Source organism: Streptomyces sp. NPDC026575, from assembly GCF_055567415.1.
On record NZ_JBVHQM010000031.1, the window covers coordinates 24291 to 50689 of the forward strand.

At 69.7% G+C, this 26399-nt stretch carries 18 protein-coding genes and 2 pseudogenes; 10 read left to right on the top strand and 10 right to left on the bottom strand.

The features are described 5' to 3' along the window. On the bottom strand, window positions 1–867 hold the full coding sequence (locus ACZ4NB_RS32210) for an Fpg/Nei family DNA glycosylase (RefSeq protein ID WP_467666581.1): 867 nt from the start codon (window positions 865–867) through the stop codon (window positions 1–3). 197 nt (window positions 868–1064) lie between these two features. On the opposite strand from ACZ4NB_RS32210, the gene ACZ4NB_RS32215 reads away from it, so the two are divergent. From ACZ4NB_RS32215 to ACZ4NB_RS32230, 4 genes are all read left to right on the top strand, one after another. Continuing rightward, window positions 1065–2504 carry an oxygenase MpaB family protein gene (locus tag ACZ4NB_RS32215; RefSeq protein ID WP_467666582.1) on the top strand — a complete coding sequence of 480 codons (1440 nt, stop codon included), beginning with the start codon at window positions 1065–1067 and terminating at the stop codon, window positions 2502–2504. A 100-nt stretch (window positions 2505–2604) separates the two neighbouring features. Then, window positions 2605–5226 (top strand): MDR family MFS transporter, encoded by a 2622-nt coding sequence (locus ACZ4NB_RS32220; protein ID WP_467666583.1) that lies wholly within the window; start codon window positions 2605–2607, stop codon window positions 5224–5226. A 517-nt stretch (window positions 5227–5743) separates the two neighbouring features. Continuing rightward, window positions 5744–10528: a DUF6531 domain-containing protein gene (locus ACZ4NB_RS32225; RefSeq protein ID WP_467666584.1), complete on the top strand. Its 4785-nt coding sequence runs from the start codon at window positions 5744–5746 to the stop codon at window positions 10526–10528. Continuing rightward, on the top strand, window positions 10525–11325 hold the full coding sequence (locus ACZ4NB_RS32230; protein WP_467666585.1) for a hypothetical protein: 801 nt from the start codon (window positions 10525–10527) through the stop codon (window positions 11323–11325). The genes ACZ4NB_RS32225 and ACZ4NB_RS32230 overlap by 4 nt, the downstream gene beginning before the upstream one ends. 610 nt (window positions 11326–11935) lie before the next feature. Here ACZ4NB_RS32230 and ACZ4NB_RS32235 read toward each other — a convergent pair. From ACZ4NB_RS32235 to ACZ4NB_RS32245, 3 genes are all read right to left on the bottom strand, one after another. Beyond that, window positions 11936–13261: a serine hydrolase domain-containing protein gene (locus ACZ4NB_RS32235; protein WP_467666586.1), complete on the bottom strand. Its 1326-nt coding sequence runs from the start codon at window positions 13259–13261 to the stop codon at window positions 11936–11938. A gap of 364 nt (window positions 13262–13625) precedes the next feature. After that, a complete protein-coding gene (locus ACZ4NB_RS32240) occupies window positions 13626–14903 on the bottom strand; it encodes a tyrosine-type recombinase/integrase (RefSeq protein ID WP_467666587.1) in 1278 nt (425 codons plus the stop codon). After that, on the bottom strand, window positions 14896–15336 hold the full coding sequence (locus ACZ4NB_RS32245) for a helix-turn-helix domain-containing protein (protein WP_467666588.1): 441 nt from the start codon (window positions 15334–15336) through the stop codon (window positions 14896–14898). The genes ACZ4NB_RS32240 and ACZ4NB_RS32245 overlap by 8 nt, the downstream gene beginning before the upstream one ends. Before the next feature lie 211 nt (window positions 15337–15547). Between ACZ4NB_RS32245 and ACZ4NB_RS32250 the strand changes: the two genes are divergently transcribed. From ACZ4NB_RS32250 to ACZ4NB_RS32265, 4 genes and pseudogenes are all read left to right on the top strand, one after another. Then, complete coding sequence (locus tag ACZ4NB_RS32250) at window positions 15548–15769, top strand: helix-turn-helix transcriptional regulator (RefSeq protein ID WP_248866795.1); 222 nt, start codon at window positions 15548–15550, stop codon at window positions 15767–15769. A gap of 147 nt (window positions 15770–15916) precedes the next feature. Continuing rightward, window positions 15917–16516, top strand: a pseudogene (locus ACZ4NB_RS32255) (DUF3631 domain-containing protein); the annotation flags it as partial. 34 nt (window positions 16517–16550) lie between these two features. Then, window positions 16551–17123: pseudogene (locus tag ACZ4NB_RS32260) on the top strand (DegT/DnrJ/EryC1/StrS family aminotransferase); the annotation flags it as partial. Then, window positions 17120–17554 (top strand): NUDIX hydrolase, encoded by a 435-nt coding sequence (locus ACZ4NB_RS32265; protein ID WP_467666589.1) that lies wholly within the window; start codon window positions 17120–17122, stop codon window positions 17552–17554. The pseudogene ACZ4NB_RS32260 and the gene ACZ4NB_RS32265, both read left to right, overlap by 4 nt. 221 nt (window positions 17555–17775) lie before the next feature. Here the strand turns inward: ACZ4NB_RS32265 and glnA are convergent, their stop codons facing one another. Beyond that, window positions 17776–19185 (bottom strand): type I glutamate--ammonia ligase, encoded by a 1410-nt coding sequence (glnA, locus tag ACZ4NB_RS32270; RefSeq protein ID WP_384436590.1) that lies wholly within the window; start codon window positions 19183–19185, stop codon window positions 17776–17778. Between the two features lie 292 nt (window positions 19186–19477). On the opposite strand from glnA, the gene ACZ4NB_RS32275 reads away from it, so the two are divergent. Beyond that, the gene (locus ACZ4NB_RS32275) at window positions 19478–19945 is read left to right on the top strand and encodes an RDD family protein (protein ID WP_393500364.1); all 468 of its coding nucleotides are present in this window, start codon (window positions 19478–19480) and stop codon (window positions 19943–19945) included. Window positions 19946–20106: 161 nt separating this feature from the next. Here the strand turns inward: ACZ4NB_RS32275 and ACZ4NB_RS32280 are convergent, their stop codons facing one another. From ACZ4NB_RS32280 to lipB, 4 genes are all read right to left on the bottom strand, one after another. Then, window positions 20107–20826 (bottom strand): DUF4191 domain-containing protein, encoded by a 720-nt coding sequence (locus tag ACZ4NB_RS32280; RefSeq protein WP_467666590.1) that lies wholly within the window; start codon window positions 20824–20826, stop codon window positions 20107–20109. Between the two features lie 10 nt (window positions 20827–20836). Next, the gene (locus tag ACZ4NB_RS32285; RefSeq protein ID WP_467666591.1) at window positions 20837–21055 is read right to left on the bottom strand and encodes an SCO2195 family GlnR-regulated protein; all 219 of its coding nucleotides are present in this window, start codon (window positions 21053–21055) and stop codon (window positions 20837–20839) included. Window positions 21056–21267: 212 nt separating this feature from the next. Next, window positions 21268–22233 (bottom strand): lipoyl synthase, encoded by a 966-nt coding sequence (locus ACZ4NB_RS32290; protein WP_467666592.1) that lies wholly within the window; start codon window positions 22231–22233, stop codon window positions 21268–21270. A 116-nt stretch (window positions 22234–22349) separates the two neighbouring features. Further along, window positions 22350–23174 (bottom strand): lipoyl(octanoyl) transferase LipB, encoded by an 825-nt coding sequence (gene lipB / locus ACZ4NB_RS32295; RefSeq protein WP_393500352.1) that lies wholly within the window; start codon window positions 23172–23174, stop codon window positions 22350–22352. Window positions 23175–23470: 296 nt separating this feature from the next. On the opposite strand from lipB, the gene ACZ4NB_RS32300 reads away from it, so the two are divergent. Next, complete coding sequence (locus tag ACZ4NB_RS32300; RefSeq protein ID WP_393500349.1) at window positions 23471–24928, top strand: regulator; 1458 nt, start codon at window positions 23471–23473, stop codon at window positions 24926–24928. Between the two features lie 33 nt (window positions 24929–24961). Here ACZ4NB_RS32300 and ACZ4NB_RS32305 read toward each other — a convergent pair whose 3' ends face one another. Beyond that, window positions 24962–26263 carry an FAD-dependent oxidoreductase gene (locus ACZ4NB_RS32305; RefSeq protein WP_467666593.1) on the bottom strand — a complete coding sequence of 434 codons (1302 nt, stop codon included), beginning with the start codon at window positions 26261–26263 and terminating at the stop codon, window positions 24962–24964. Window positions 26264–26399: the final 136 nt, after the last annotated feature.

Sequence of the window (26399 nt, forward strand, 5' to 3'; positions counted from 1 at the left end):
CTACTTCAACAGTCTGGACAGCCGCCGGTCCGCGAGGATCTTGCCCCCGGTCTGGCAGGTGGGGCAGTACTGCAGCGCGGAGTCGCTGAAGGACACCTCGCGGATCGTGTCGCCGCAGACCGGGCAGGGTTCCCCCGTCCGCCCGTGGACCCGAAGGCCGCGCCGCTTCGCCGCCTTGAGTTCCCCCGGCGCCAGTCCTCGGCACCGTTCGACCGCGTCGGCGAGCGTCGCGCCGATCACCTCGTAGAGCCGGGCCGCCTCCTCCTCGCCGAGCCCGGAGGCCGGCTTGAACGGGGACAACCGCGCCGTGTGCAGGATCTCGTCGGAGTAGGCGTTCCCGATCCCGGCCAGCACGCTCTGATCACGCAGTACGCCCTTGATCTGGCGGCGTTCGCCCTTCAGCGCCCCGGCGAACGACGCCGGGGTGAAGGCCGCGGAAAGCGGGTCGGGGCCCAGCCGCGCGATCCCGGGGACCTCCCGCGGATCGGTGACGACATACACCGCCAGGTGCTTCTGGCTCCCCGCCTCGGTCACGTCGAAGCCCGTGCCTGCGGGTTCGGCGAGCCGCACCCGAAGCGCCAGCGGCCCCTTGCCGGGGCGGGGCGCAGCGGCCGGCACCCGGTCGCTCCAGCGCACCCAGCCCGCCCTGGCCAGATGGACGACCAGATGCAGCTGCCCCGCCCGAAGATCCAGGAACTTGCCGTGCCGCCCCACACCGTCGAACGCCCGGCCCTCCAAGGCGCCGAGCGGCGGATCGTAGGTCTTCAGCGCATGGACAGAGGCCAGGTGGGCACCGGCCACGGTCCGGCCGGCCAGATGATCGTCCAGGAACCGGCCGAGCGCCTCGACCTCCGGCAATTCGGGCATCACGCCATTGTGCCCCGCCGGGAGCCACCCGCCCGGAAACCCGGCCCACCGGCCCAGCGCGCCCCCGCTGCCGCACCGCCCTGACGAGTGGTTTCGCGGCCGAAGGCGTCTCCGCGGGCCCCACCCGGACGTTACTTGTACCGCGATGCGCCTATCCGATCATGCGCATGGACGCCTCACACCCCCAGGAGACGCCAGTGACCCATACCGCCCCGACCGGTCCCGAATCCCTGCTGCGCCGCACCCTCGCGGAGAAGCGCATCGCCCTGGTGGCATGGCGGCTGCTGGTGCTGCAGAACGCGGACCCGGCCGTCGCCGCCGGCGCCGCGCGGTTCTCGACCTACCGGGCGCACCCCTGGCGGCGGATGGAGCACACCATGGACAGCGGCGAGCGGCTGTTCTTCTCCGACCGCGAGGGCCTGCGCCGGGAGATCGCCCGGCTGGAGCGTACGCACCGCCGCATCCAGGGCATCGACGACCAGGGCCGGCCGTTCACGGCACTGGATCCGGCCGTACGGGTCTGGGTCCTGGTGACGCTGTACGAATCGATGACGGCGATGCGCGAGCTGTCCGGCGACCCCATGAGCCCCGCCGAACTCGACGGGCTGTACGCCGAGTTCCGCGCCGTGTGCGCCGAGTTCGGCCTGCCGGACGAGCTGTTCCCGAAGACCGCCGCGGACGTGCCCGCCTACATGGACCGCACCATCCGCGAACGCCTGGAGTACAGCGACGCCGTGCACGACCTGCTGTTCACGATGCTGCGCCAGGCCCCGGCACCCCGCCGCCTGGGGCGCCTCGGGCCCGCCTGGCCGCTGCTGCGCCGCCTCATCGCCCGCTTCCTGACCGCCCTGACCCTCGCCGACCTGCCCCCGGCCTTCCGTGAGCGCTTCGACCTGCCCCGCACCCGCAGCGCCGCCGCGCTGTCCTGGACGCTGCACCACGGCATGCGCCGGGCCATGACACGCCTGCCCGACCGGCTGCGCTACCGCATCCCCCCGACCGGCGCCCCCGCCGCCCGCCCGGCTACCGCCCCACCCGGCGACGGCGGCGCCGACGCCCCGGCGACCGGCCGGGTGCCGCGGCCCCGGCGCAACCGCGGCGGCTCGCCGAGGGCGCGCGCGGAGGCGTTCTTCCGCCAGGTCCTGGACCAGACCGGCGACGGGTACCTCACCTCCGCCGACCTGCAGGCCATGGCGCACAACGTCTGCTGGCAGCTCGAACTCGACGAAGCGGCCGAGGCCGAGGTGTACGCCGGCTTCGACGCCTGGTGGCAGCACATCCGCGCCACCATGGACACCGACGGCGACGACCGCGTCAGCCGGGCCGAGTTCACCGCCGCCATGGTCGCCGGTGCCGACCGCGACCCCGACTACCTGCACAAGGGCCTGCACACGGCGCTGCGCGCCCTCTTCCGCGCCGCGGACACCGACGGCAGCGGCCAGGTGGGAGCCGACGAGTACCGCGTCCTCTTCGGCGGCTCCCGCGTCCACCCCGCCGAACTCAACCACGGCTTCCGCCAGCTCGACGCCGACGGCGACGGCCGGATCACCGAGGACGAGTTCCTGCGCGCCTTCACCGACTACTTCACCGCCCGCACCGACACCGCCGCCGGCGCCCAACTCCTGGGCCGCCCCTGACCCCACGGCACCACAACGGCCGAGGTGGTGACCCCGCGAACGTGATGGCGGAGTTGTGGAATCCCCTACCGGCGCCCGCACCGTCGATTACCTTGCCCCTGTGGACCAGCTGATCTCCTCAGACCCGACGCACATAGGCCCGTACCGCCTGATCGCCCGCCTGGGCGCCGGCGGTATGGGCCTGGTCTATCTGGGCCGTTCCGAGGCAGGGCGGACCGTCGCGGTCAAGGTCGTCCAGGACGAGCACGCACAGCACCCGGAGTTCCGCCGGCGCTTCGCCCGTGAGGTGTCGGCCGCCCGCCGGGTCGGCGGCTCCTGGACGGCGGACGTGCTCGACGCCGACACCGAGGCCGCGGTGCCCTGGGTGGCGACCCAGTACATCCCGGGGCCCGACCTGACCACCGTGGTGGCCGACGACTTCGGTCCGCTGCCCGAGAACTCCGTACGAGTGCTGGCCAACCGCCTCGCCCTCGCCCTGCAGGCGGTGCACGAGGCGGGCCTGATCCACCGGGACCTCAAACCGTCCAACGTCCTGGTGACGGTGGACGGCCCGCGCGTCATCGACTTCGGCATCGCCCGCGCCATGGACACCCTCGCCGGGGACAGCCTGCACACCCGCACCGGCATGCTGATCGGCTCCCCGGGCTTCATGTCCCCCGAGCAGGTGCGCGGTCTCGAACTCACCCCCGCCAGCGACGTGTTCTGCCTGGGCGCCGTCCTCGTCTACGCCGCCACCGGGCGCCTGCTCTTCGGCGCCACCGAGACCGGTCTGCACGCCCACCTCTTCCGGATCGCCGAGGACGAGGCGGACCTGGCCGGCGTACCGGAGCCGCTGGTCGACCTCGTACGCGAGTGCCTCGACAAGGATCCGGCCAAGCGCCCCACCCTCCAGCAGGTCGCGGCCCGCACGGAGGCCGACCCGGACGGCGAATGGCTACCGGGCGCGGTACTGGCCCAACTCGGCCGCCACGCCGCCAAGTTGCTGGACTACGCCCCCGAAACGGCCATCGGCACCCCCGTCGCCGCTCCCGCCGAAGCGCCGGTGCCGGCCGCCGCCCCGCACACCCCGCCCGGCCCCTCGCACCCCTCGCCACCCCCACTCCCGGCCTACTCGCCCACGGCCCAGGCACACCCCGTCACCCCGCAGGGCTTCGGCCCGCCCCCGGGCATGGCCCCCAACGCAGCGCCTTTGCACCCCAGACGCTGGTGGGGCCTGGCGGTGATCGCTCTCGTGCAGCTCCTCGTGCTGGCCGACGCGACCTCCCTGCACATGGCGATCCCGTCCATCATGGCGGACCTGCACCTGGCCGCCGACGACCTGGGCCTGCTGTTCACCGGGTACGAAGTGGCCTTCGGCGCGCTGCTCCTGCTCGGCGGGCACCTCGCGGACCTCATGGGCCGCAAGCGGATGCTGATCATCGGTCTGGCCGGCTTCGCGGTGGCGGCCGCGATCGGCGGAGCGGCCCCCACCGGCGGCGTGCTGGTCGTCGCCCGCGCCCTGCAGGGCGCCTTCGCCGCACTGCTGTCGCCGGCCGCACTGGCCCTGGTGTCGGTCAACTTCACCGAACCGAAGGCACGCGGCCGGGCCTTCGGCGTCTACGCCGCGTTCACCGCCGGCGGCTCGACGGTGGGCCTGCTCACCGGCCGATGGCTGCTGGACAACCTCGGCTGGCGCCCCTGCCTGTACATCGACGTCCCCCTCGCCGTGATCGCCGTGATCGGCGCGGCCACTCTGGTGCACGACCGCCCGACCCGCACCCGCCCCCGCCTGGACCCGCTGGGCCTGCTGCTCGGCTCCGCCGGAATCGTCGCCCTCGTCTACGGCCTCCAGGAGACGGGCCCACGCGGCTGGACGGACCCCCTGGTCCTCACCCTCCTCGCCCTCGGCGCCGCCCTGCTCCTCACCTTCACCTGGTGGCAGACCAAGGCCCCCGACCCGCTCCTCCCCCCATACGCCCTCAACCACCGCAACCGCATCGGCTCCTTCCTCACCCTCTTCCTGACCGTCGCCGGCGCGCTCGCCCTCTTCCCGACCCTGATGGCGTACCTGGAGAACATCCGCGGCTACTCCCCGATGGCCACCACCACGGCCATGCTGCCCACGGTCGCCGCGATCGCCCTCGGCGCCACCCAGGTCTCCGCCCGTCTGCAGCACCGCGTACCGCCCCGCAACCTCATCGTGCCGGGCCTGCTCCTCACCGCCCTCGGCCTGCTCCTGCTGACCTTCCTCACCCCCGACAGCGACTACACCGCCCTGGTCCTGCCCGGCATGCTCCTCGCCGGCTTCGGCCTCGGCATGGCCCTGCCGCCGCTCGTCTCCCTCGCGACGGCCGGCATCGCCGCCCCGGACTCCGGCGGGGGCGCCGCGGTGACCAACACGGCCGACCGACTGGGCGGCGCACTCGGCGGCGCGCTCTTCACCAGCATCCTCGCCTCAGCCGTCGCCACCGGCCTGAAGGCCGTCCCCGGCCTCCCCCCGGCCTTCGCCGAAGCGGCCCGCAGCGGCCAGGTCATCAACGCCCACAGCCTCCCGCCCCAGCTGGCCCACATCATCAACAAGGCCACCCTGACCGGCTACTCCACCACCCTCTGGTGCTCGATCGGCATCACCCTCCTCGCCACCCTCCCCGCAACCCTCCTGACCACCCCCACCACCCCGGCCGCCCCCCAGCCCACCGAGCCACCCTTCCCGACCTACGCCCATCGAGGCACCGCCCGCTGACCGCCGCCGCCCCCCGACCCACACCCACGAAAACGACCGCCGCCCGCGCCTCCCGAAGCAGGGAGAACACGACCGGCGGCCTACAGACGACACAGACGACACAGGCGAGCGGGGATTCTGCTCTGACCTGAGGCGGGCTTAGATGTCGTAGTACAGCACGAGAAGTGATCTGACCTGCACAGATTCCGTCTGAAGGCTGGGTGGGTGCACGGCCGGTGCACATTGTGGGCCAGGCGGAGTGCCTGGCGCGCGTCCGACGCGGTGTTTCGACCGGCCTCCCGGTGCTGGCACTGGGTAGCGACAGAGGAACAGGTCGACGCTTTGCCACGCACGGCCCGGACCCACCTGATGTGGAAGCGAGGTGATCCACCGCTTCCATGACGGGCATACGCACGACGAGGCGACGGCAATCTCGGTAAACGCGCCACACGAGGACTCATAGGGCGCTTGAGAAGCCGTTCGCCCAGCTGGCAGCATTTGATCATCTGAGGAATGGTCAACGGGGGAGTGGTCTTACGTGGGTGTAGTGCTGCCTGGCTGGGCGGACGAAGTACTCGACATCATCGGTGTCTCATGGCCGAACGTTGACGAGGACGACTACCGGGACATGGCCGATGCCATGCGGGAGTTCGCCGATGACATCGACCACGGTGCCAACGAAGCTCACACGGCCATCCAGGGATTGGTGGGATCAGCGGGTGGCTCGTTGGCTGTCGAGGCGCTCAACGCTCACTGGAGCAAGATCAATGGCACTCACCTCAAGAATCTGGGGGAGTGCGGCCGGATGGCGGCCACTGCCATGGACGGTGTCGCGGTCCTCATCGAGGGCGCGAAGATCGGCGCGATTGTCCAGCTGGGCATCCTCGCCGCAGAAGTGATCGCCGCGCAGGCGGCGGCACCGTTCACGCTGGGCCTTTCCGAAGTCGGAGCTCTGGCCGCAACCCAGGCGACCCGCGTCATCGTCAAACGCCTCTTCAAGGAGGTATGCCAGCAGGTCGCTGAACAGGTCATCAGCATCGCCCTGACGCCGGTCGAGGAGGCCCTGGGCGCAATGGTCGGCGACTTGGTCGTCCAGATCGGTGCTAACGCCCTCGGGGTCAAGGACGGAGTGGACCTGGGGCAGACCGCCAAAGCCGGCAAGGACGGCTTCCACCAGGGCGTGCAGGATGCCAAGGACTCCGCGAAATCGGCCGCGGACAACCCGATGGAGCTCCTCAGTGCCGGCGGTGGCAGTGGGGGCGGAGGCGCCGGCGGAGGGTTCAGTTTCGATCCGGATGAGCACGACCGCGTAGTGACCGGCCTGCAGAGCGCAGGTGGCACCTTCCGCAACAAGGCAGGCGGCAAGATCGGCCGGGCCAGAAGTCACCACGGGCGTACCCGTGGCAAGGACGCCATCGCTGACGCGGCCAACGCGATGTTGGACAAGGTCATCGACGGCATCGAGGACGGCGTCAAGAAAACCGCCAAGCACCTCGACGACAACATGACCCGTGGTGTGAAGCAGATGGCCAAGAACCATCAGGACAACGACCGGAAGCTGGCCGACCACTTCACGGGCATCGGCAAGGGCGACAAGAAGGACCCCAAAGTCCCGGGGGGCGGCATCGGCGGGGTCGGTAACCGAGCCGGCGGCAAGAAGCCGGGAAGCGGCTCACCGAAATCGCCCCTGCGGAACGGGGCAGCAGAACCGGACAAGACCAGCACCCCAGCGGACGACCGCAACTGTCGAAGCGACCCGATCGACATCGCCTCGGGTGAGATGGTCCTGGCTCAAGAGGACGTCAGCCTTTCGGCTGTGTTGCCGCTACTGCTCTCGCGAACCCATGTGTCCTCGTACCGCTGTGGCGGCTGGTTCGGCCCGTCGTGGTCTTCGACTCTCGACCAGCGCCTCGAACTCGACGACGAAGGTGCCGTCTTCGCCACTGAAGACGGCATGATCTTGGTCTACCCGGTGCCCCGGCATGACGAGCCGGTCCTCCCCCTCGAAGGCCCCCGATGGCCGCTCAGCTGGGACACCGAAACGCCCGGTGGGCTCTGCATCAGCGACCCGCAGGAGGGACGCTCCTGGCACTTCGCCAGGCTGGCCGACGTGAGGGGTGAGCTGAGAGAGGGGAGTGCCTCACCGCTCCCACTGACGGCCATCACCGACCGGCACGGGAATCAGATCGACATCGACTATTCCGACGACGGCACCCCCAGCGAGGTCTGGCACAGCGGCGGATACCGGATCGGTGTCGAGACCGCTGGGCCACGAATAACCGGGCTGCGCCTGCTGGATGCGCGGAGCTCGGACGCGGTGGCACTGACAGCAACCGAGCCAACCGGTAATGCGGGGGTGGAGGGCGACTCCGCGACGGGACTGCTGCTGACTGCATTCGCCTACGACGCCAACGGAAACCTCGCCGAGGTCACCAACTCGTCCGGTGTACCGATGGGCTTCACGTATGACCAGGACGGCCGGATCACCTCCTGGACCGACCGGAATCGGCATCGGTACGACTACCTCTACGACGCGGCCGGGCGCTGTGTCGAGACCCGAGGTGAAGGCGGTTTCCTCAACGCCGTCTTCGTGTATGACGATGAGGCGCGCTGCACCCGGGTGACCGATGCGCTGGGACAGGTCACTGTCTACGAGCTCAACGAACGCGGTCAGACGACAAAGGAGACCGACCCCTCGGGCGCGGTCACCACCTTCGAATGGGACCGGTACCACCGACTGCTGCGACGGACGGACCCGCTGGGCCTTACGGTCACGATGGAGTACGACGCGGCGGGCGACGCCACCGCGGTCACCCGCCCCGATGGATCGCGGATGACCGCTGTCTACAACGACCTCCACCAGCCCTTGCTCATGGTCGGTGCGGACGGTTCAGGCTGGCAGTACGCGTACGACGATTGCGGAAACCTGCTGCAGATCACCGATCCGGCCGGAGCGACCACCAACTATGAGTACGGCTCTTTCGGTCATCTCACAGCCGTTACCGATGCAATCGGCCAGACAACCCGTCTCACCGCCAACGCCGCCGGGTTGCCGGTATCCGTCACTGACCCTCTGGGGGCCGTGACCACATGTGAGCGGGATGCCTTCGGCCGACCCCGGCTGGTGACCGATCCGATGGGCGCGGTGACGGCCTTCGGCTGGACGGTGGAAGGACAGCCGGCCTGGTGCACCCGGCCCGACGGTCACACCGAGCGGTGGTCCTACGACGCAGAGGAGAACCTGCGCCAGCACGTCGATGCGGCCGGCGGAACCACCTCCTTCGAATACACCTTTTTCGACCGAGTCTCCGCCCGCACGGGCCCTGACGGTGCCAGGTTCACCTTCGCCTACGACGCTGAGCTGCGACTCATTGCCGTCACCAACCCTCATGGGCAGCAGTGGAGCTACACCTACGACTCGCTGGGCCGGGTCGTGCAAGAGACCGACTTCAACGGACGGCACATCAGCTACACCCACGATGTGGCCGGCCGGCTGACGTCGCGGACCAACGGTGCGGGCCAGACCGTGCGCTACACCCGCGATCTGCTCGACCGCGTTGTCCGCGAAGCCACGCAGGCCGGCGGAGCGCGATTCCACTACGACGCCGAAGGCCGTCTGCTGTACGCGGCGAACGGCGCCACGGACCTGGCCTTCACGTACGACCCAGCAGGGCGCTTGCTGACGGAGCAACGGGATTCGTCAGTTATCGAATTCTGCTACGACGGGCTGGGCCGGCGCACCCTGCGTCGTACTCCCAGCGGTGTGGAGAGCCGATGGACCTACGACGCGGCCGGTCGGCCGGCAACGCTGGTCAGCGCTGGGCGAGAAGTCAGGTTCGGCCACGACCTCGCCGGTCGGGAGATCCGCCGCAATCTCGGTGCGGCGGTCCTCTCCCAGACCTGGGATCCGGCCAACCGTATGACGGCCCAGACCCTCTCAGGTATGTCGGCGCCGCCTGGTGCCGACATACCTGAGACTGCGCTACGACACCGCACCTTCGCCTACCGCCCGGACGATCAGCTGCTCGGTTTCACGGACACCATGCTGGGGACGCGTGCCTTCGATCTGGATCCGGTGGGGCGGGTCACCAGCGTCTCGGGACACAACTGGTCCGAGAACTATGCCTATGACACTGCGGGCAACCTGGCCTACACGGGAGGCCAGACCGCCGGACAGGCGAGTCTCAACGACACCTCGGGGACGAGGTCGTACGACGGCACCCTGCTCCGTCAGGCAGGCCGCACCAGCTATGAGTACGACGGCCAGGGACGCGTCATCAAGCAATCCCGCAGGCTGCTCTCCGGAGGCACCCGCACCTGGCACTATTCCTGGGACGCAGACGACCGCCTCACCACGGTCACCCTCCCGGACGGCACTGTTTGGTGCTATCACTACGATCCCCTCGGGCGCCGCATCGCCAAGGAGCGGCTGAGCGGCGACACCACCACTGTGGTGGAGCAGACCACGTTCACCTGGGACGGCACCGTTCTTGCCGAGGAGCTGCGCAGCGGTTCAGGGTCGGCTGGTGTCCAGGTCACCAGCTGGGAGTGGGACCCGGTCGGCTACCGCGTCCTGACCCAGGTAGACCGAGCTGCCGGCGGATCCGAGCCGACGCAGGAGGAATTCGACGAACGGTTCTACTCCATCATCACTGACCTGGTCGGCACACCCACGGAACTTGTGGATGAAGACGGCGCGATTGCCTGGCATTCCAGGTCCACGCTGTGGGGAACACCGCTTCCCGTTGATCCCCGCGAGACGGTGGTGGGGTGCAGTCTCGGCTTCCCAGGTCAGTACCACGACCGTGAGAGCGGCCTGCACTACAACCTGTTCCGTTATTACGACTCACTTACCGGACGGTATCTCAGCCCCGATCCGCTCGGCCTCGGGCCCGCCCCCGACCCCCACGGGTACGTCGACAATCCCTTCGCCGAGATCGACCCACTCGGCCTGGCGAAGAAGAAGTGCCCGGTCATCATCGAACGCTACGGCAGCGAGGCGGAAGCGAAGGCGAGCGCAGCAGTGAAGCCGAACGGGGGCCTTGTCCCGAGGCCCGGCCACGAACGGCAGCCAAAGTGGATCGCCCAGACCGGCAAGGTCAACCCCGGCACGCTGGGCAAGAGCAAGAATTACACCCACAAAATGGAGTTCCACTGCAAGCCAGAAGTGTTGGCCTGGCTGAAGCAGTACGAGATCAAGCCGACCAACGAGCCGGGTCGCTACGCGGTACCGGCGGACAAGATCGATGAGTTCAACAAGTACGTGGAGAAGACGACCGTCCAGCCGCTCGACTCGGGCGGCGGCCGTAGGAGGAGACGATGAATCCGTCATCGCCGCGCGGACGCCTGCGCGATGCCCTGCTGCGTGTCGGCGAAAGGGGGGACGCGACCGAGGCCGACCTCCGTGCGGCAGTCACCACCGCGCTGCGCGAACTGGCTGTGGAGGCGCTGGGCGAGCGTTCGCGCGTCGAGCTGGTCACCCTTGGCGCTGAGGAGCGCCCCTGTGGACGAAGCTTCGGTCTTCGGCTTGCGGACTATGACGTAGAGCTGCCGGACGTGCTCTTGTACGCAGACCAGAGCGACCTTCCGCCCCAGGTGCAGGAGAGTTGCCCGACCCTGAGCCAGGAGGAGTGGGAGGCCGTACTGCTGGTCTCCAAGCTCATCTTCATGGGTCTTCAGTCGGAGCCCGAGCCTGTGCGCGACGATGCCGGCCAACAGCCGCAGGTCGCCCCGAGACCGCCCCGGTCGGTAGCGAGAGAGCGATTCTGCCAGGCGCTGGCGGCCATTTCGGAACGCCCTGACCTGCACCAGGACGAACTCACTGCGCAATTGCGGACCGCGCTCCTGAATTTCGCGTCGGAGACACCCGACAACAAGGACGCCGCTCAGAGCATCGCGGTGCTGCGCACCGGGGAGCCTCAGCAAGGGCCGCGCTTGTGCCTGAGCCGCTCGGGGGCGGCCTTCGCGAAGGTAGTGCTGAGCGCTGGTGGCTGTCCTGTCCCCAGCTGTGTTCTGGAGGAATTCCCGGACTTGACCCAGGACGAGTGGGACGCCGTCATCCACGTCACAGCACTGACGCTCATGGCGTTCGAGGCCGAGCCGGCTCGCGAGGTGGGGTAGCGTCCGTGTCGCGTTGACGGTCCAGGGTCGGCAAAAGACAGTCGGCAACCATCCATGGCGGACCCAAGTGGGCGAGCCAGACGCGTATCTGATCTGCAGCCTGGGCCACATAGCGAATCCAGCTGGGCTCTGGATGTCTATGAAGCAGAGGGGTCGCGACAGACGACGAGCGGTTGCCTCCACTCGGGTGGAGGCAACCGCTCTGAGCCTTTCCGTCGGCTTGCCGAGTTCGAGCTCTACTTTCTAGATGTCGAAGTAGAGGTGGGAAACCGTCCTGACCTGCAACGACGTACGTCTTACAGGGAGGCCGGTGCACAAGCGGTGCACATCGCGGGGGAGAAGCGGCGGACCGGTGTTTCGATCGCTCCTCGGCAGCGCATCCAGGGCGCGTCCGACGGATCGCATGACCGTCGCCGCTTCCGGGCCGCAGCGGCCCGGTTCGACAAGCGCGCCTACGTCTTCCAGGGGGCCATGGGCGACTTGATCGCGGGCGGTCTGGAGGAGGAGGGCGAAGCTGACACGGTCCGGGTCGAGGTCCGGCGGTTGTGCACGGCGTCTGCGCTGGTGCGGATCAGAGCCTGGTGGCGAGGAGGGCGTAAACCCTCCCTGGTCAAGCCTGTCCACCCTGCGTGAGCGTGGGAAGCGTCCGTCCAGCAGGGGTGACTTGATCGAGAAGCAGGCTGTCCCGCACCCGCCCGGTCGGCCTGGTGCACATGATCGCGTCGATGAAGTCCTGCATGGCCCTCTCGGCTGCGTGGACCCGCTTCTGGTCGAAAAACGTGCCGTGGGCGGTGACCACAAGGCTGCGGTGACCGTCGGCGGTGACGCACGCGCGGGTGGACGTACCGTGGATGTCACCCCCGTGGCCCCAGCGGCTGCCTCCGCAGGGCAGGGGCTGGGACATCAGTCCGAGCCCGTAGCGCATCCCCGGGAAATACGAACGGATCGCGGCCGATGCCTTGACCGTCGTACGCATGTCGGCGAGGCGGTCCGGCGGCAGCAGCGCGCCGGTGAGCAGGGCGGTGAAGAAGCGGTCCAGGTCGTCCCGGGTGGACACCAGGGCCCCGGCGGCGTCGGCCCATGTGACGTTCTGCCGCGTGACGTCCAGCCAGTCGCCGTGCGGGGTGAACCGGTGGTATGCGTGGGCGAAGGGCGGTGGCAGGCATGGGTCGTCGCCGGGGGCGTGGGTACCGCGCAGCCGCAGCGGCACGATGACGCGTTCGTGGACCTCGGCCGCCCACGGTCGGCCGGTGACACGCTCGATCACCATGCCGAGAAGTACGTAGTTGGTGTTGGAGTACGCCCACCGTGGATCCCGGGAACCGGCGGAGGAGGGTGCGAAATCGGGCGCGTGCGTCATCGCCCCCGCAACGAGACTGTTCGCGTCCCAGTGCCGGAAGCGGCGGGCCTGGAAGCCACGTCGTGTGTCGGGCAAGTCCTCGGCGAAGTCGTGGAGTCCGCTGGTGTGCTGCAACAGGTTGCGGATGGTCACCGCCCGGCCATCGTTGCCGTGGCCCGTCACCACCCCGGGCAGCCAGACGCCCACCGGGTCGGCCAGGGAAAGCCGCCCCTGCGACACCAGTTGCAACACCACGGTTGCGACGAACGACTTGGTGATGCTCGCAGCACGGAATCGCCCATCCAACGGAACCCGCCGACCGGTGCCCACGACCGCCGCGCCGACTGCAACCGCCACCCGTTCACGGCCCTCACGTACCTGGGCCGTCACGGAGACCCAGCCCGCCTGACGCAACGCCCGCACCAGCCGCTGTCGCAGCCCTTTGCGAGTACCGTCCCAGTGGTCGCCATGGTGTGCCGCCGGGACTGCTCCTATGGCCAGGGCCTCGCCGCTGGGGAGTGCGGAAGCCAGCGCGGTGACTGCGACCAGGCGCACCGCAGCGCGGCGTGACACTCCGGCATCGGTCGAGCGGTGCATGTGCGCCTCCGGAGTTGCCCCTCAGTGCCCAACAGTGTGTTCCCGGACTCTGCCGACGCGCACGCGTGCTCTTTCCGACGCGACGTCAGTTCCACCCGATCAGCATAGGATCGATGGTTCCGTGCGGACCATCAACGGCCTGCCTGTTAAGGACGCTCGTGCGGTGTCCGAAGCCGCCGACAACCTCCACTCGGGCAGCGGCTACCTCTCAACGCGCCGACGGACGTCCCTGAGGCGTTCTTGCGGGCCATCGAGATCGGTTACGCGGCGGCCCTCCAGGACGTAGACGAAGGAAGACTCGACGCGGACATCCAGGAGTGGCGGCCTGAGCTGTTCGATGGCGAGTGACGTGCGTGAGCCTCTCTCACGCGGTTAGCCGGTAGCGTCGGCCGATCGCCTTGCGGGCCTTCTCGACCGCGCCCGTCACGCGGTGCACGTACCGGCGCAGCGTGAACGCCGGATCCTCGTGGCCGAGGAGGTCGGCGAGGGTGTAGACGTCGACACCTTCGTTGATCGCCTCGGAAGCGAAGAGGTGCCGCAGGGCGTGCATCATCTTGTCGCGGCACTCTTCCCACTTGCGGCCCTTGCCAACGGGCTTGTCATTGAGGGCCTTTATCGCGCCTATCGCCTCCAGGGCACCCTTCCAGAGGTAGTTGAAGTAGTTCTTGTTCAGCGGCTTGCGCTCCCGTGTGGTGAACACCAGGCGCACGGTGACCAGCTCACCGTCCTTGGTCATCCACGGCAGGGTGACCTCGACCGGCGGGTGCTTGCGCAGGTGCTCGGCGAGCCGCACGGCCAACTCGTCGCCGACCGGCACGAAGCGGTCCTTGGGGTCGTCCTCCGTACCACCCTTCGGCGGGGCGAAGACGAGCGTGCCGCGGTCGTGGGTGATCTGGCGGCGTATGTGGACGATCTTGTCCTTCTGCAGCCAGTTGACGTCCTCGGGGCTGAACCCGAAGATCTCGCCCTGCCGCATGCCGAGTCCTCGGCCGCAATCGACGGTGGCCTGGTAGCGGTCGGGTAGGTGCTCGCGCACGGCGTCCGTCTGTTCCCAGGACAACGGCACGTCCTTCGCCGCCTTCTTCGACCGCCTCGGCTTGACGCGCTTCACCGACCCCGTCTCACAAGGGTTCTTGGCGATCAGGTCGTCGTCCACGGCCATGGCCAGGATCGACGACAGGTGCGTGAAGACCAGCCCGACGGTCGTCTCGTCCAGCACCTGCAGCCGGCGCTTGATCCAGGTCTGCACGGTGGATGACTTGATCTGGCGCAGTTTGAGTGAGCCCAGCGGCCCGATGATGTGGTTGCGGACGCGGGACTCGTACTGGGCGTAGGTCCGGGGATTGCCGAACGTCTGGTTCTCCAGCCACTGCTCGGCCACGGCCTTGAGCTGGGCCTCGCCCTTCCTGGGGTCGACGTACGTGCCGTCGTCGACGCTGCCCTGCATCTTGGTGAGATGTTGCCGGGCGTCCTCGTACCGGTCGAAGCTCTCGCTCTGCTGCTCGCCGTCGGGGTCGCGCCACCGGGCCAACCACCTCTTGCCGCGACCGTGTTCGCGAGAGGGGACCTTGTTGTGGGCCGTGCACTTCTCCTCGTCGGCCTGCGGCCGCTTCTTGTGCCAGCGGTCGTACGGCTCAGCCACGCGCCGCCGCCAGGGAGGCCGGGAGCAGGGCGGCAGGGGCAGCGCCGAGGGCGGTGGCGATGGTGACGAGGTCGTCGACGTCGCAGCGGCGGCGGGTGCGTTCGGTGCGGCTGAGGAGAGTGTTGGTCATGGGGCGGCCCAGGGCGGCGCAGCGCTCGGCGAGCTGCTGCTGGGAGAGGTCGCGCGCGAGGCGCAGGCGCTCGATATTGCGCGCGGTTCGGATTCCGGCGGGGCCGATTCGACGGGGCTTTTTGGCATGGCGGTGTTGTAGCTCGCGTTCCCCGGTTTGGGGAAGCCGTAATTCTTCTGTATAAGGAGGCGCCCTTCGTGGGTCCTGTCGCTGTGCATCTGTGTGGTTACAGAAATGCCGACCAGGGTTCTGTGATATGTTCCCGCGCCTTGCGTCCGCATGGCGCTTCCGGTGATCCGTCACACCCTCATAGCCTGGTACTTCAGGGTCGCTCTCTGCGGTATGGAATGTGGCTCACTCTCGCTGATCGGCGGTTCCGATCAGAGGTTTTCGATGTCCTGTGTGGATGCTGTTTGGTGCGGCCGTGAATTGTCTGCAAGATAGCGCTGGATGTTGCCGAAGATGCGTGGCTATGTTGGCCACGCCGCCCGCCCAATTCAGCGAAGGGAAGCAAATGAAGCACACCGAGTCCCGCCAGGATGCCGGAAAGCACCGTCGCGCGCTGGCGAGTCCGCAGGAGATTTCCGACTACCTCGGCATCCCAGTGCGCACGCTGTACCAGTGGAAATATCGGGGCACCGGCCCGAAGGTCCACAAGGTTGGCAAGCATCTGCGCTACCGATGGACGGAAGTCGACGCGTGGCTCCAGACCCAGTCCCTGGATCTGGTCGCCTGAACCGCCGGATGACGAAGCGGCCCTCGGCGCGTCAACGCCGAGGGCCGAAGAGGCCCCAACCGACCGCCCGTACCTGAACGATGACGACGGTGGTGCGGAGCCTGCACGCTTCGTACCACCGGGTGAGGAACGTCCTTGAACCACCCTATGACGGCGCAGCCCACCGCCGCATCCCACCGACCCACCTGGCCACCGGTCGCCATCCCCGGGCAGGCCGGTGCCCACCGCGCTGCAGTGCCCACCGGTGACCGGGATTCGTCGCCCCCACCGGGCAGTGCAACGAATGCCTCAGACACCGACGACACCCCGACCGAGGACCGGTCGATGGAGAGCGCTGACCGTCCAGCCACTCCGTTCGTTGGCCCACTGACCGAGGGCGCTGACCTGCTGGCTGAACTGCGGTCAGCGATCGAAACGTTCGTGGTCTTGCCCCACCGGCAAGCCCTGGACGCGGTCACCTTGTGGGTTGCTGCCACACACCTGCAGCCTGCCTGGCAGCACGCCCCGCGCCTGGCGGTGGTGGGCCCGGCGAAGCGGTGCGGCAAGTCGAGGCTGCTGGACGTGTTGCACGAGACCGTCCACGACCCATTCATCACGGTCAACTCGACCCCGGCGGCCATCTTCCGCTCCATCACCGCCAACCCGCCCACCCTCCTGGTGGACGAGGCGGACACCATCTTCGGCAGCCCCAAGGTGGCGGAGAAGAACGAGGAGATGCGTCGTCCTCACCAACGACGACGACACCTACTACCGCGTTCTCACGTTCGCGCACTACAACAAGCGGTCCAGGAACGAGATCCCGGAAGGCCATCCGCTCGCGCGGTACGCGGTCACCGGGGCGGGACTCAAGCTCCGCATCCATCCCCTGGCCGCCGCCCTCGCCCACGACCAGCTCTCCCGCCTGGATGCCTACCTCGCCGGCCGCGAGGAGATCGCCGCCTACCTGATCCGAGAGCTCGGGCAGATACCCGGGCTGGAGGTGAGCCCGATGCCCGAGGGGGTGAAATCATCCTGGTATGCGTTGACGGCCACCTACCGGCCCGACCAGCTCGGCGGCCTGCCCCTCGACCGCTTCCACGCGGCTCTCGTCGCGGAGGGCGCGACCGAGTTCGACCGGCCCGACTCCACCCGCCCCCTGAACCAGCTCCCGCTCTACCAGCACCCTTCTCATCTCTTCCCTGGCTATCCGAACACCCGCAGCCGATACCGGGAGGGTGACTTCCCCGTCGCTGAGAAGGCGCACGCGCGCACGATCAAGCTGCCGGTCTGGCACCGTGAACAGGATCTGAAACTGGCCGAGCAGTACGTCAGCGCGGCCAGGAAGGCCAGCGAACACCACAAGGAGCTCCTGTGACCGTGACCTCCGACCTCGCCCGAACCCTGGCAGAGGAGGCCGAAGCCGAAGGCATCACCACCTTCGTGGCCGCGGCCGTCGTCACCGATGCCGACCGCATCCTCCTGGTCCGCCGCAAGCCGGACGACTACATGGGCGGCCTGTGGGAGATCCCCTCCGGTCATGTGGACGCCGGAGAGAGCATCCTGGACGCGGCCCGCCGCGAGACGCTGGAGGAGACCGGCCTGACCGTCGCCTCCGTGGACCGCTACCTCGGCCACTTCGACTACGAGAACAGCCGCGGCACCACCACCCGCCAGTTCAACTTCGCCGTCACCGTCTCCGAGACCGGGCCGGTCGTCCTGACCGAACACGACCTGCACCAGTGGGCCGCCCTCGGCGACCTGCCGGGCGTCACCGACGGCGTACGGGAGGTTCTGGCCTGCGCGTAAGCCACAGGAGGCGGGCCAAGCCAGCGAGGGCCGCTACCCCGGATATGGGGTAGCGGCCCTCGTGTCATTGCTGACATCAAGTCAGAGAACTGGCCAGGCGGTGCACACCCGGTGCACAAGGGAACGAAAAACAGCTGTGACCCACAAGAACTCACGAGAAGAGTTTCCGCAGGTCACAGCCGCTGTTTCAGACTTACGCCCAGGTCGCCGGGCGCCGCCTCTTAGATGTCGAAGTAAAGCTCGAACTCGTGCGGGTGCGGGCGGAGCTGGATCGGGGCGATCTCGTTGGTGCGCTTGTAGTCGATCCAGGTCTCGATCAGGTCGGAGGTGAAGACGCCGCCCTGCTGGAGGTACTCGTTGTCGGCCTCAAGGGCGTCGAGGACCGCCGGGAGGGAGGTGGGGACCTGGGGGACGCCCGCGTGCTCTTCGGGGGCGAGCTCGTAGAGGTCCTTGTCGATCGGCTCGGCGGGCTCGATCTTGTTCTTGACGCCGTCCAGGCCCGCGAGGAGGAGGGCCGAGAAGGCCAGGTACGGGTTGGAGGACGGGTCCGGGGCGCGGAACTCGACGCGCTTGGCCTTCGGGTTGGAGCCCGTGATCGGGATGCGCATGGCCGCGGAGCGGTTGCGCTGGGAGTAGACCAGGTTGACCGGGGCCTCGAAGCCGGGGACCAGGCGGTGGTAGGAGTTCACCGTCGGGTTGGTGAAGGCCAGCAGCGACGGGGCGTGCTTGAGGATGCCGCCGATGTAGTAGCGGGCGGTGTCCGACAGGCCCGCGTAGCCCTGCTCGTCGTAGAAGAGGGGCGCGCCGCCCTGCCACAGGGACTGGTGGACGTGCATGCCGGAGCCGTTGTCACCGAAGATCGGCTTGGGCATGAAGGTCGCGGTCTTGCCGTTGCGCCAGGCGACGTTCTTCACGATGTACTTGAAGAGCATCAGGTCGTCGGCCGCGGCGAGCAGCGTGTTGAACTTGTAGTTGATCTCGGCCTGGCCGGCGGTGCCGACCTCGTGGTGCTGGCGCTCGACCTGCAGGCCGGCGGCGTCCAGCTCCAGGGAGATCTCGGCGCGCAGGTCGGCGAAGTGGTCGACCGGCGGGGCCGGGAAGTAGCCGCCCTTGTAGCGGACCTTGTAGCCGCGGTTGTCCTCGACCGCACCGGTGTTCCAGGCGCCGGCCTCGGAGTCGATGTGGTAGAAGCCCTCGTTCGACGTGGTGTTGAAGCGCACCGAGTCGAAGACGTAGAACTCGGCCTCGGGGCCGAAGTACGCGGTGTCCGCGATGCCGGTGGAGGCGAGGTAGGCCTCGGCCTTCTTGGCGATGTTGCGCGGGTCGCGGCTGTACTGCTCGCCCGTGATCGGGTCGTGGATGAAGAAGTTGATGTTGACGGTCTTGTCGCGGCGGAACGGGTCCACGCGAGCCGTCGACAGGTCGGCGCGCAGGGCCATGTCGGACTCGTGAATGGCCTGGAAACCGCGGATCGAGGAGCCGTCGAAGGCGAGTTCCTCGGCCGGGTCGAACGCCTTCGCCGGGATCGTGAAGTGCTGCATCACACCGGGCAGGTCGCAGAAGCGGACGTCGATGAACTTGACGTCCTCGTCCGCGATGAACTTCTTGGCCTCGTCGGCGTTCTGGAACATCCAACTCCTCCTAGCCCGGTCACCGGTCGGCGGACGCGGGATTGCTACTCGGAACGCGACCATCTGCACAGGCGCGCTCGCCCGACCATAGGCAGGCGGGATTTCCCAAGCATGACCCATTTGTTTCGCCGAGGTTAACCGCCGCGCGGTGGCTCATATCCCCCAGTGTGCGTCAAAGTGGCGCATCTCGGGTAGGGCGGTGTCGGCCGCCGTCCGTGCTCTCCGCGGGCCCGCACGGGCCGGATTCCGACCTCCGCGAAGCGAACGTATGCGGTCGCAGTACCGTGGACGGGTGGACAACAGGCAAGCAATCGGATCGTGGATCTCCGGGCCCCGCGCGGCAGCCGAGGACATGGGTGTCGAGTTCGGATACCGCGGGCAGCGGCTCGGGCTGCCGGAGGAGGGACCGGGCTCCCTCGCGCGCCCAGGGCGCCGCTTCGCCGCGCTCTTCATCGACTGGGCGCTGTGCATGCTCATCGCGTACGGACTGCTCAGCGGCGGCAAGGCGCAGTCGGCCAGCAACTGGGCCCTGGTGGTCTTCGCGGTGCTCAGCGTGCTGACGGTCGGCACGGTCGGCTTCACGCCGGGCAAGCGGCTGCTGGGCCTGCGGGTGATCGCCGAGGGCGGTGGCCGGATCTCGCTGCCGCGGGTGGTGCTGCGCACGGTCCTGCTGGTCGTGGTCATCCCGGCGGTGGTCTGGGACCGGGACGGGCGGGGGCTGCACGACCGTCTCGCGCGCGCCGTCCAGGTCCGGATCTAGCGACGAAATCCCGCGACGAAGCCGAACGCGGGTGACCGGACGCGCCGAACGCGGGTGACCGGACGCGGGGTCCGGCGCCTCGCAGACTCCGTGAGAAACGGGTGGGCCCGGGACCTTCGCGGTCCCGGGCCCACCCGTTTCGATGTATACGAGTCGCGCGGTCAGCGCGTCTTTCCGCCGCCCCGGGGCATCCGCATGCCCTTCGGCATCGGGCCCTTCGGCACCGGCATGTTGCTCATCAGGTCGCCGAGCGCACGCAGCCGGTCGTTGACGGCCGTGACCTGGGCGCCGGGCAGGACGCGCGGGAGCTTCAGCAGGGTCGTACGGAGCTTCTTCAGCGGCACCTGGCCCTCGCCGTCGCCCACCACGATGTCGTGGACCGGTGCGTCCGCGACGGTGCGCGCCATCCGCTTCTTCTCGGCGGCCAGCAGACCGCGCAGACGGTTCGGGTTGCCCTCGCCGACCAGCACGATGCCGGCCTTGCCGACGGCGCGGTGCACCACGTCCTGGCTGCGGTTCATCGCCACCGCGGGGGTGACCGTCCAGCCGCGCCCGACGTTCTCCAGCACGGCCGCCGCCGCACCGGGCTGGCCCTCCATCTGCCCGAAGGCAGCCCGCTCGGCGCGCCGCCCGAAGACGATCGCCATCGCGAGGAAGGCCAGCACGAAGCCCAGGATGCCCGCGTAGATGGGGTGGCCGATCAGGAAGCCGATGGCAAGGAGAACGCCGAATACGACGATGCCTACACCAGCGACGACAAGACCGACCTTGGAGTCGACCCGACGGGTCATCTTGTAGGTCAGGGCGATCTGCTTGAGCCGCCCGGGGTTCTCAGCGCCGGCAGCGCCGGCAGCGCCCTCAGCGTTTACCTTCCTCGCCATACAGCGCAGTCTACGTGGCGTGCGGGCGACGGGTTGCCGCGGCCTCCAGTACGTACTCGGCGTCGTACCGGTCCTTGGCGCGGCGGCGGTCCTCCAGGACCGACGTCCAGGCGTTGCGGCGGGCGGTGCGCTGTCCGCCGCGCATCAGTACGGCCTCGACGGCACGCAGTGCACCGGTGACGGAAGGACGGGGGAGGGCGGGTGTGGCGCGGAGCGGCGCGGCCTGCATGGTGGGTGACTCCTTCTGGCGTTCGCAGGAGCAGGGCAAGGTGCGTGAACGGTGCGTGCATCCATCGTCACGGAAAGGTGTTACCAACGGATGACCTGCCGGTCAAACACCAATGAAACGTTGACGCGGCCCGCCACGCCCCCCGTCCTGGGGGAGTGCGGGCCGCGTCCTCAAGCATGTGCCACGTTTCACAAGACGGCGCGCCGGGAAACTCAAACCGCCTGACTGGCCGCCTCGACCTCGCGCCGTTCGATGGCCTGCTGGTAAAGGCGGCCGGCGCGGTAGGAGGAGCGGACCAGCGGGCCGGACATCACGCCGGAGAAGCCGATCTCCTCGGCCTCCTCCTTCAGCTCCACGAACTCCGCCGGCTTCACCCAGCGCTCGACGGGGTGGTGGCGCGGAGAGGGGCGCAGGTACTGGGTGATGGTGATGAGCTCGGTGCCCGCCTCGTGCAGCTCGCGCAGCGCCTCGCTGACCTCTTCGCGGGTCTCGCCCATGCCCAGGATCAGGTTGGACTTCGTGACCAGGCCGGCCTCGCGGGCCATCGTGATGACGTCGAGGGAGCGCTGGTAGCGGAAGCCGGGACGGATCCGCTTGAAGATCCGCGGCACCGTCTCGACGTTGTGCCCGAGAACCTCGGGGCGGGACGAGAAGACCTCGGCCAGCTGGTCGGGGTCGGCGTTGAAATCGGGGATGAGCAGCTCGACCTTGGTGTAGCCCTCGGCGCGCTCCGCCGTCATCGCGTGGATCTGGCGCACCGTCTCGGCGTACAACCAGGCGCCGCCGTCCTCAAGGTCGTCGCGGGCGACGCCGGTGATCGTGGCGTAGTTCAGGTCCATCGTGACGACGGACTCGCCGACCCGGCGCGGCTCGTCGCGGTCGAGGGCCTGCGGCTTGCCGGTGTCGATCTGGCAGAAGTCGCAGCGGCGGGTGCACTGGTCGCCGCCGATGAGGAACGTCGCCTCGCGGTCCTCCCAGCACTCGTAGATGTTGGGGCAGCCCGCCTCCTGGCAGACCGTGTGCAGACCCTCGCTCTTGACCAGGCCCTGGAGGTGGTTGTACTCGGGACCCATTTTCGCCCGCGTCTTGATCCACTCGGGCTTGCGCTCGATGGGGGTCTGGCTGTTCCGGACCTCCAGGCGCAACATCTTGCGTCCGTCGGGTGCGACTGCGGACACGTCCGGCTCCCTACGACTTCGTTTCCTTGGCGTACACCAGGGTACGCCCGTCAATTCGCACGTCTTTACGTGCGGGGCAACCCCTTGCGGCAGGGGCGCATTCCCGTACCCGGGCCTCAGACCGCCCGGGGCAGCAGCTCGGCGTTCTCCAGCACGTCCCGCAGGTGCTTCTCGACGACGGGCAGCACCTCGGCGATGGTGATCTCGCGGCCCAGCTCGCCCGCGAGCGAGGCGACGCCCGCGTCCCGGATGCCGCACGGCACGATCTTGTCGAACGAGGTGTTGTCCGGGTTCACGTTCAGCGCGAAGCCGTGCATCGTGACGCCCTTGGCGACGCGGATGCCGATCGCGGCGAGCTTGCGGTCCTCGCGGCGCTGGCCGGCGTTGGACGGCGCGTACTCGGGGCCGTTCAGCCGCGGGTCGAACAGCTCGTCCGTCACCCGCGGATCGAAGTCGAGCTGGAGCCCGCCCAGGCCCGCCCGCTCCTCGGCCGTGCTCACGGCGTCGCCCAGCACCCACACCCCGCTGCGGCCCTCGACCCGGCTGGCCTCGACGCCGAACTCGGCGCAGGTGCGGATCAGCGCGTCTTCGAGGCGGCGGACGTGGGCGACCACGTCGACCGGGCGCGGGAGCTTCTGGATGGGGTAGCCCACCAGCTGGCCGGGCCCGTGCCAGGTGATCTTCCCGCCGCGGTCCACGTCGATGACCGGGGTCCCGTCCAGGGGGCGCTCGTCGTCGGTGGTGCGCCGGCCGGCGGTGTACACCGGCGGATGCTCCAGCAGCAGGCAGGTGTCGGGCACCTCGTCGGCGAACCGGGCGGCGTGTACCCGGCGCTGCTCCTGCCAGGCCGACTCGTAGTCCACGGCGTCGGCTCCGAAGCCCAGGTGCACAAAGCGCAGCCCCTCGGGTGCGGGGGTCTCCCCCCGAGAGATCGCAGTCACGGCAGCTCCTCTTCGAACCTTTGTTGCGCTCTTTCCGCAACGCTGATGCACTTCCGATGCTTTCGCGCCCCTGCCACTGTACGGCGACCGATTCCGGACGCTTCAGGCGGCCGGTGTACCTGCCACCTGTCGGACCCCGTCCCTGCTCACACGATCGGATGAACGCGTGGCGCAGGCGGCGAGAAAGGCTCCGAAGGCCGTTACATTCACGCCGTTCCACAAGGGCGATGAGCATGCCGGACAGGGTCCGCCGAACCCGGCTGCCCGGCCCGGAAGGCAGGAGACCGGTAAAGCCGATGACGGACCGACCCCCGCACCACACACCCAACCGCCAGCTCGCCGCGCTCATCGCCGAGGCGGGGTTTTCCAACGCCGGACTGGCCAGACGGGTCGATCAGCTCGGCATCGAGCACGGCCTCGACCTCCGATACGACAAGACCTCGGTGACCCGCTGGCTGCGCGGCCAGCAGCCGCGCGGCACCACCCCCGCGCTGATCGCCGAGGTGTTCACCCGCCGGCTGGGGCGCCGGCTGTCCGCCCAGGACCTCGGGCTGGACGCCTGCGCGCCGGTGTACGCCGGGCTGGAATTCGCCTCGACCCCCAGCGAGGCCGTGGACATCGTCAGCGGCCTGTGGCGCAAGGACTCCGGCAGCCACGCCGAGCTCCGCAAGATCGCCTTCACCCCGGCCGGCCTCGTGGTGCCGAGCCGGGACTGGCTGATCGGCCGCCCCGACGACCGGGTCGCCCGCGGCGAGCCCGCCGGCGAGGGGTCGGGCCGGGTGCCGGTCCAGGGCAGCCGGGCCTCGGTGCCGCGCCAGCGCCGTACGGACCGCGTCGACCGCACCGAGGGCTCGCGGGTCACCTCCGGCGACATCGCCGCGCTGCGCTCGGTCGGCGAGCTGTTCCGGGCGCTGGACCACGCCTACGGCGGCGGCCACGCCCGGCAGGCCCTGGTGCGCTATCTGGAGCACGAGACCGAGCCGATGCTGCGCGGCACCTACGGGGAGGCCACCGGCCGCCGGCTGTTCGCGGCCGCCGCCGATCTGACCCGGCTGGCGGGCTGGACCTCGTACGACATCGCCGCGCACGGCCTGGCGCAGCGGTACTTCGTGCAGGCACTGCGGCTGGCGCAGGCCGCCGGCGACCGGGCGTACGGCTCCTACGTCCTGGTGACGATGAGCCGGCAGGCCGTCTATCTGGGGCACGGCAGGGAGGCCGTCCAGCTGGCGCGCGTCGCCCAGCAGGGCATCGGCTCCAGCGCGCCGCCCGCCGTCCAGGCGCTGCTGCACTCCGCGGAGGCGCGCGGCCACGGCGTGATGGGCGAGGTGCGGGCCTGCACGGCGGCGCTGGCCCGTGCGGAGCGGGCGCTGGAGACCGCCCGCCCCGGCGACGAGACCCCGTACTGGGCCCGCTTCTTCGACGAGGCGCAGCTCGCCGACGAGCTGGCGCACTGCCATCGCGATCTCCAGCAGTACCGCGCGTCCTCCCAGCACGCCGAGCGCTCCCTGCAGCTGCGCGCCGCCGGGTTCGCCCGCAGCCGGCTGTTCTGCCGGGTGGTGCTGGCGACCGCGCGGCTGGGCCTGGGCGAGCTGGAGCAGGCCTGCACGCTGGGTGCCGAGGCGGCGCTCCAGGCTTCCGAGATGCGGTCCGTACGGGCCCATGAGTACGTCAGGGAGTTCGAGCGCCGCCTGGAGCCGTACCGGGACGCGGCGGCGGTGCGCGGGTACCGGGAGCGGGTGGCGGCGCTGGGGTGAGCCGGGTGGTGCGCGGCGGTCCGGCCGGGCCGGTCAGGCCGCCGTGCGCAGGGTGTCCGGCTCCGTCGTGAGCGTCGGCAGCCCGAAGTCCTGGAGGACGGCGCGGGCGGCCCGGCGGCCCGAGTTCAGCGCGCCCTGGAGCGTGCTGGTGTCGCGGTGGTCGCCGCACACATAGAGGCCGGACAGCACGCGCACGGTGCGCTCCGGGTCGTAGGGGGCCGTCATCGCCGGTACCGCGTACGGATCCTGATGCGCGGTCAGCAGCTGCCAGTCGTCGGTCGGCGCCCCGTGGATGCGCTCCAGCTGGGGCCGGACCGTCTTGTCGAGGACGGACAGCGGCAGCGCGGCGGCGGCGCCGAGCACGGTCGTGGTGATCAGGGACCGGCCGGGCGGCGTACGGGACGGATCGATCGCGCCGGCGAGGTAGGTGTAGCCGACCGGCCCGTCCGTCGGCAGGATCAGCGCCGTGTCGCGGGGCGGCGCGGCGCGGCCCGCCGATCCGGCCCCCGCGGTGTGGTGCAGCACGGCCACCGGATGGAAGGCCGGCACCCGCAGCCCCGGAAGCAGCTCGGCCGCGTCCCGCGCGCCGGTCGCCACCAGCACCGCCCGGCAGGGGATCCGGCCGTGCGCGGCGGTGCCGACGCCGGTGGTGGAGACCGAGGTGACCCGCACCGACGTACGGATCGTGCCGGGCGGCAGTCCGGCGGCGAGCAGCTCGGGCACCGCGCAGGCACCGCCGGCCGGCAGCCATAGCCGCCCGTGCGCGAAGGCGCGCAGCGCGGCGGCGGCGCCGCGGCTGGAGCCGCGCAGCTGCGGATCGCACAGCAGGGCGCTCAGCAGGGGCCGCAGGAACGCGTCATGGGTGCGGGGCGGGAAGGCGGGACGGCCCGCGAGGGCGTCGCGGATGGCGCGGTCCGGGGGCGGGGCGGCGGGGGTGGGGCGGTCGGTGCGGTGCTCGGTGTGCTGCGGCGGACATCGGTCGGCGCGCAAGAGGGCGCGCGCTGCGGAGAGTGCGCCCCTTGTGCTCCGGGGTGCGCCGATGCGTTGCTTGCGCTGGCCGTTGTGGACGCTCAGACCGGACGCGAACGGACGCAGTGTCAGATCGCCGAGGCCCGGGGTGCGGCGCAGCTCGGCGGTGGAGACGGCCAGCGGGCGGCCGCAGCGGTCCAGCCGGAAGTCGTCGAGCCGGTCGGTGGCGGACCGGCCGCCGATCCGTTCCGCGGCCTCCAGCACGGTGACCGACACTCCCGCGCCGGTCAGATGGCGGGCGGCGGCGAGACCGGCCGGCCCGGCTCCCACGATGACGACGTCCACGGTCGATGCGATGGGCGGCACGTGCCCTCCCGGAGGTCGGTCCCAGCGGCGGCGCATCGAGTGTCATGCCCAGTGCCGCCGCGCGGGATGCCGATGGTGTGTGCGAGGACGGTAGGAAGGCGGCGGCCCGTAGGGCAGGGGGCGTCCGGGGCGCGTC

What these genes read in the sequence shown, in the direction of transcription:
- glnA (WP_384436590.1), bottom strand. Translation starts at nt 19,185, where the DNA reads ATGTTCCAGAACGCCGACGAGGCCAAGAAGTTCATCGCGGACGAGGAC.
- ACZ4NB_RS32235 (WP_467666586.1), bottom strand. Translation starts at nt 13,261, where the DNA reads ATGCACCGCTCGACCGATGCCGGAGTGTCACGCCGCGCTGCGGTGCGC.
- ACZ4NB_RS32230 (WP_467666585.1), top strand. Translation starts at nt 10,525, where the DNA reads ATGAATCCGTCATCGCCGCGCGGACGCCTGCGCGATGCCCTGCTGCGT.
- ACZ4NB_RS32280 (WP_467666590.1), bottom strand. Translation starts at nt 20,826, where the DNA reads ATGGCGAGGAAGGTAAACGCTGAGGGCGCTGCCGGCGCTGCCGGCGCT.
- ACZ4NB_RS32250 (WP_248866795.1), top strand. Translation starts at nt 15,548, where the DNA reads ATGAAGCACACCGAGTCCCGCCAGGATGCCGGAAAGCACCGTCGCGCG.
- ACZ4NB_RS32285 (WP_467666591.1), bottom strand. Translation starts at nt 21,055, where the DNA reads ATGCAGGCCGCGCCGCTCCGCGCCACACCCGCCCTCCCCCGTCCTTCC.
- ACZ4NB_RS32210 (WP_467666581.1), bottom strand. Translation starts at nt 867, where the DNA reads ATGCCCGAATTGCCGGAGGTCGAGGCGCTCGGCCGGTTCCTGGACGAT.
- ACZ4NB_RS32300 (WP_393500349.1), top strand. Translation starts at nt 23,471, where the DNA reads ATGACGGACCGACCCCCGCACCACACACCCAACCGCCAGCTCGCCGCG.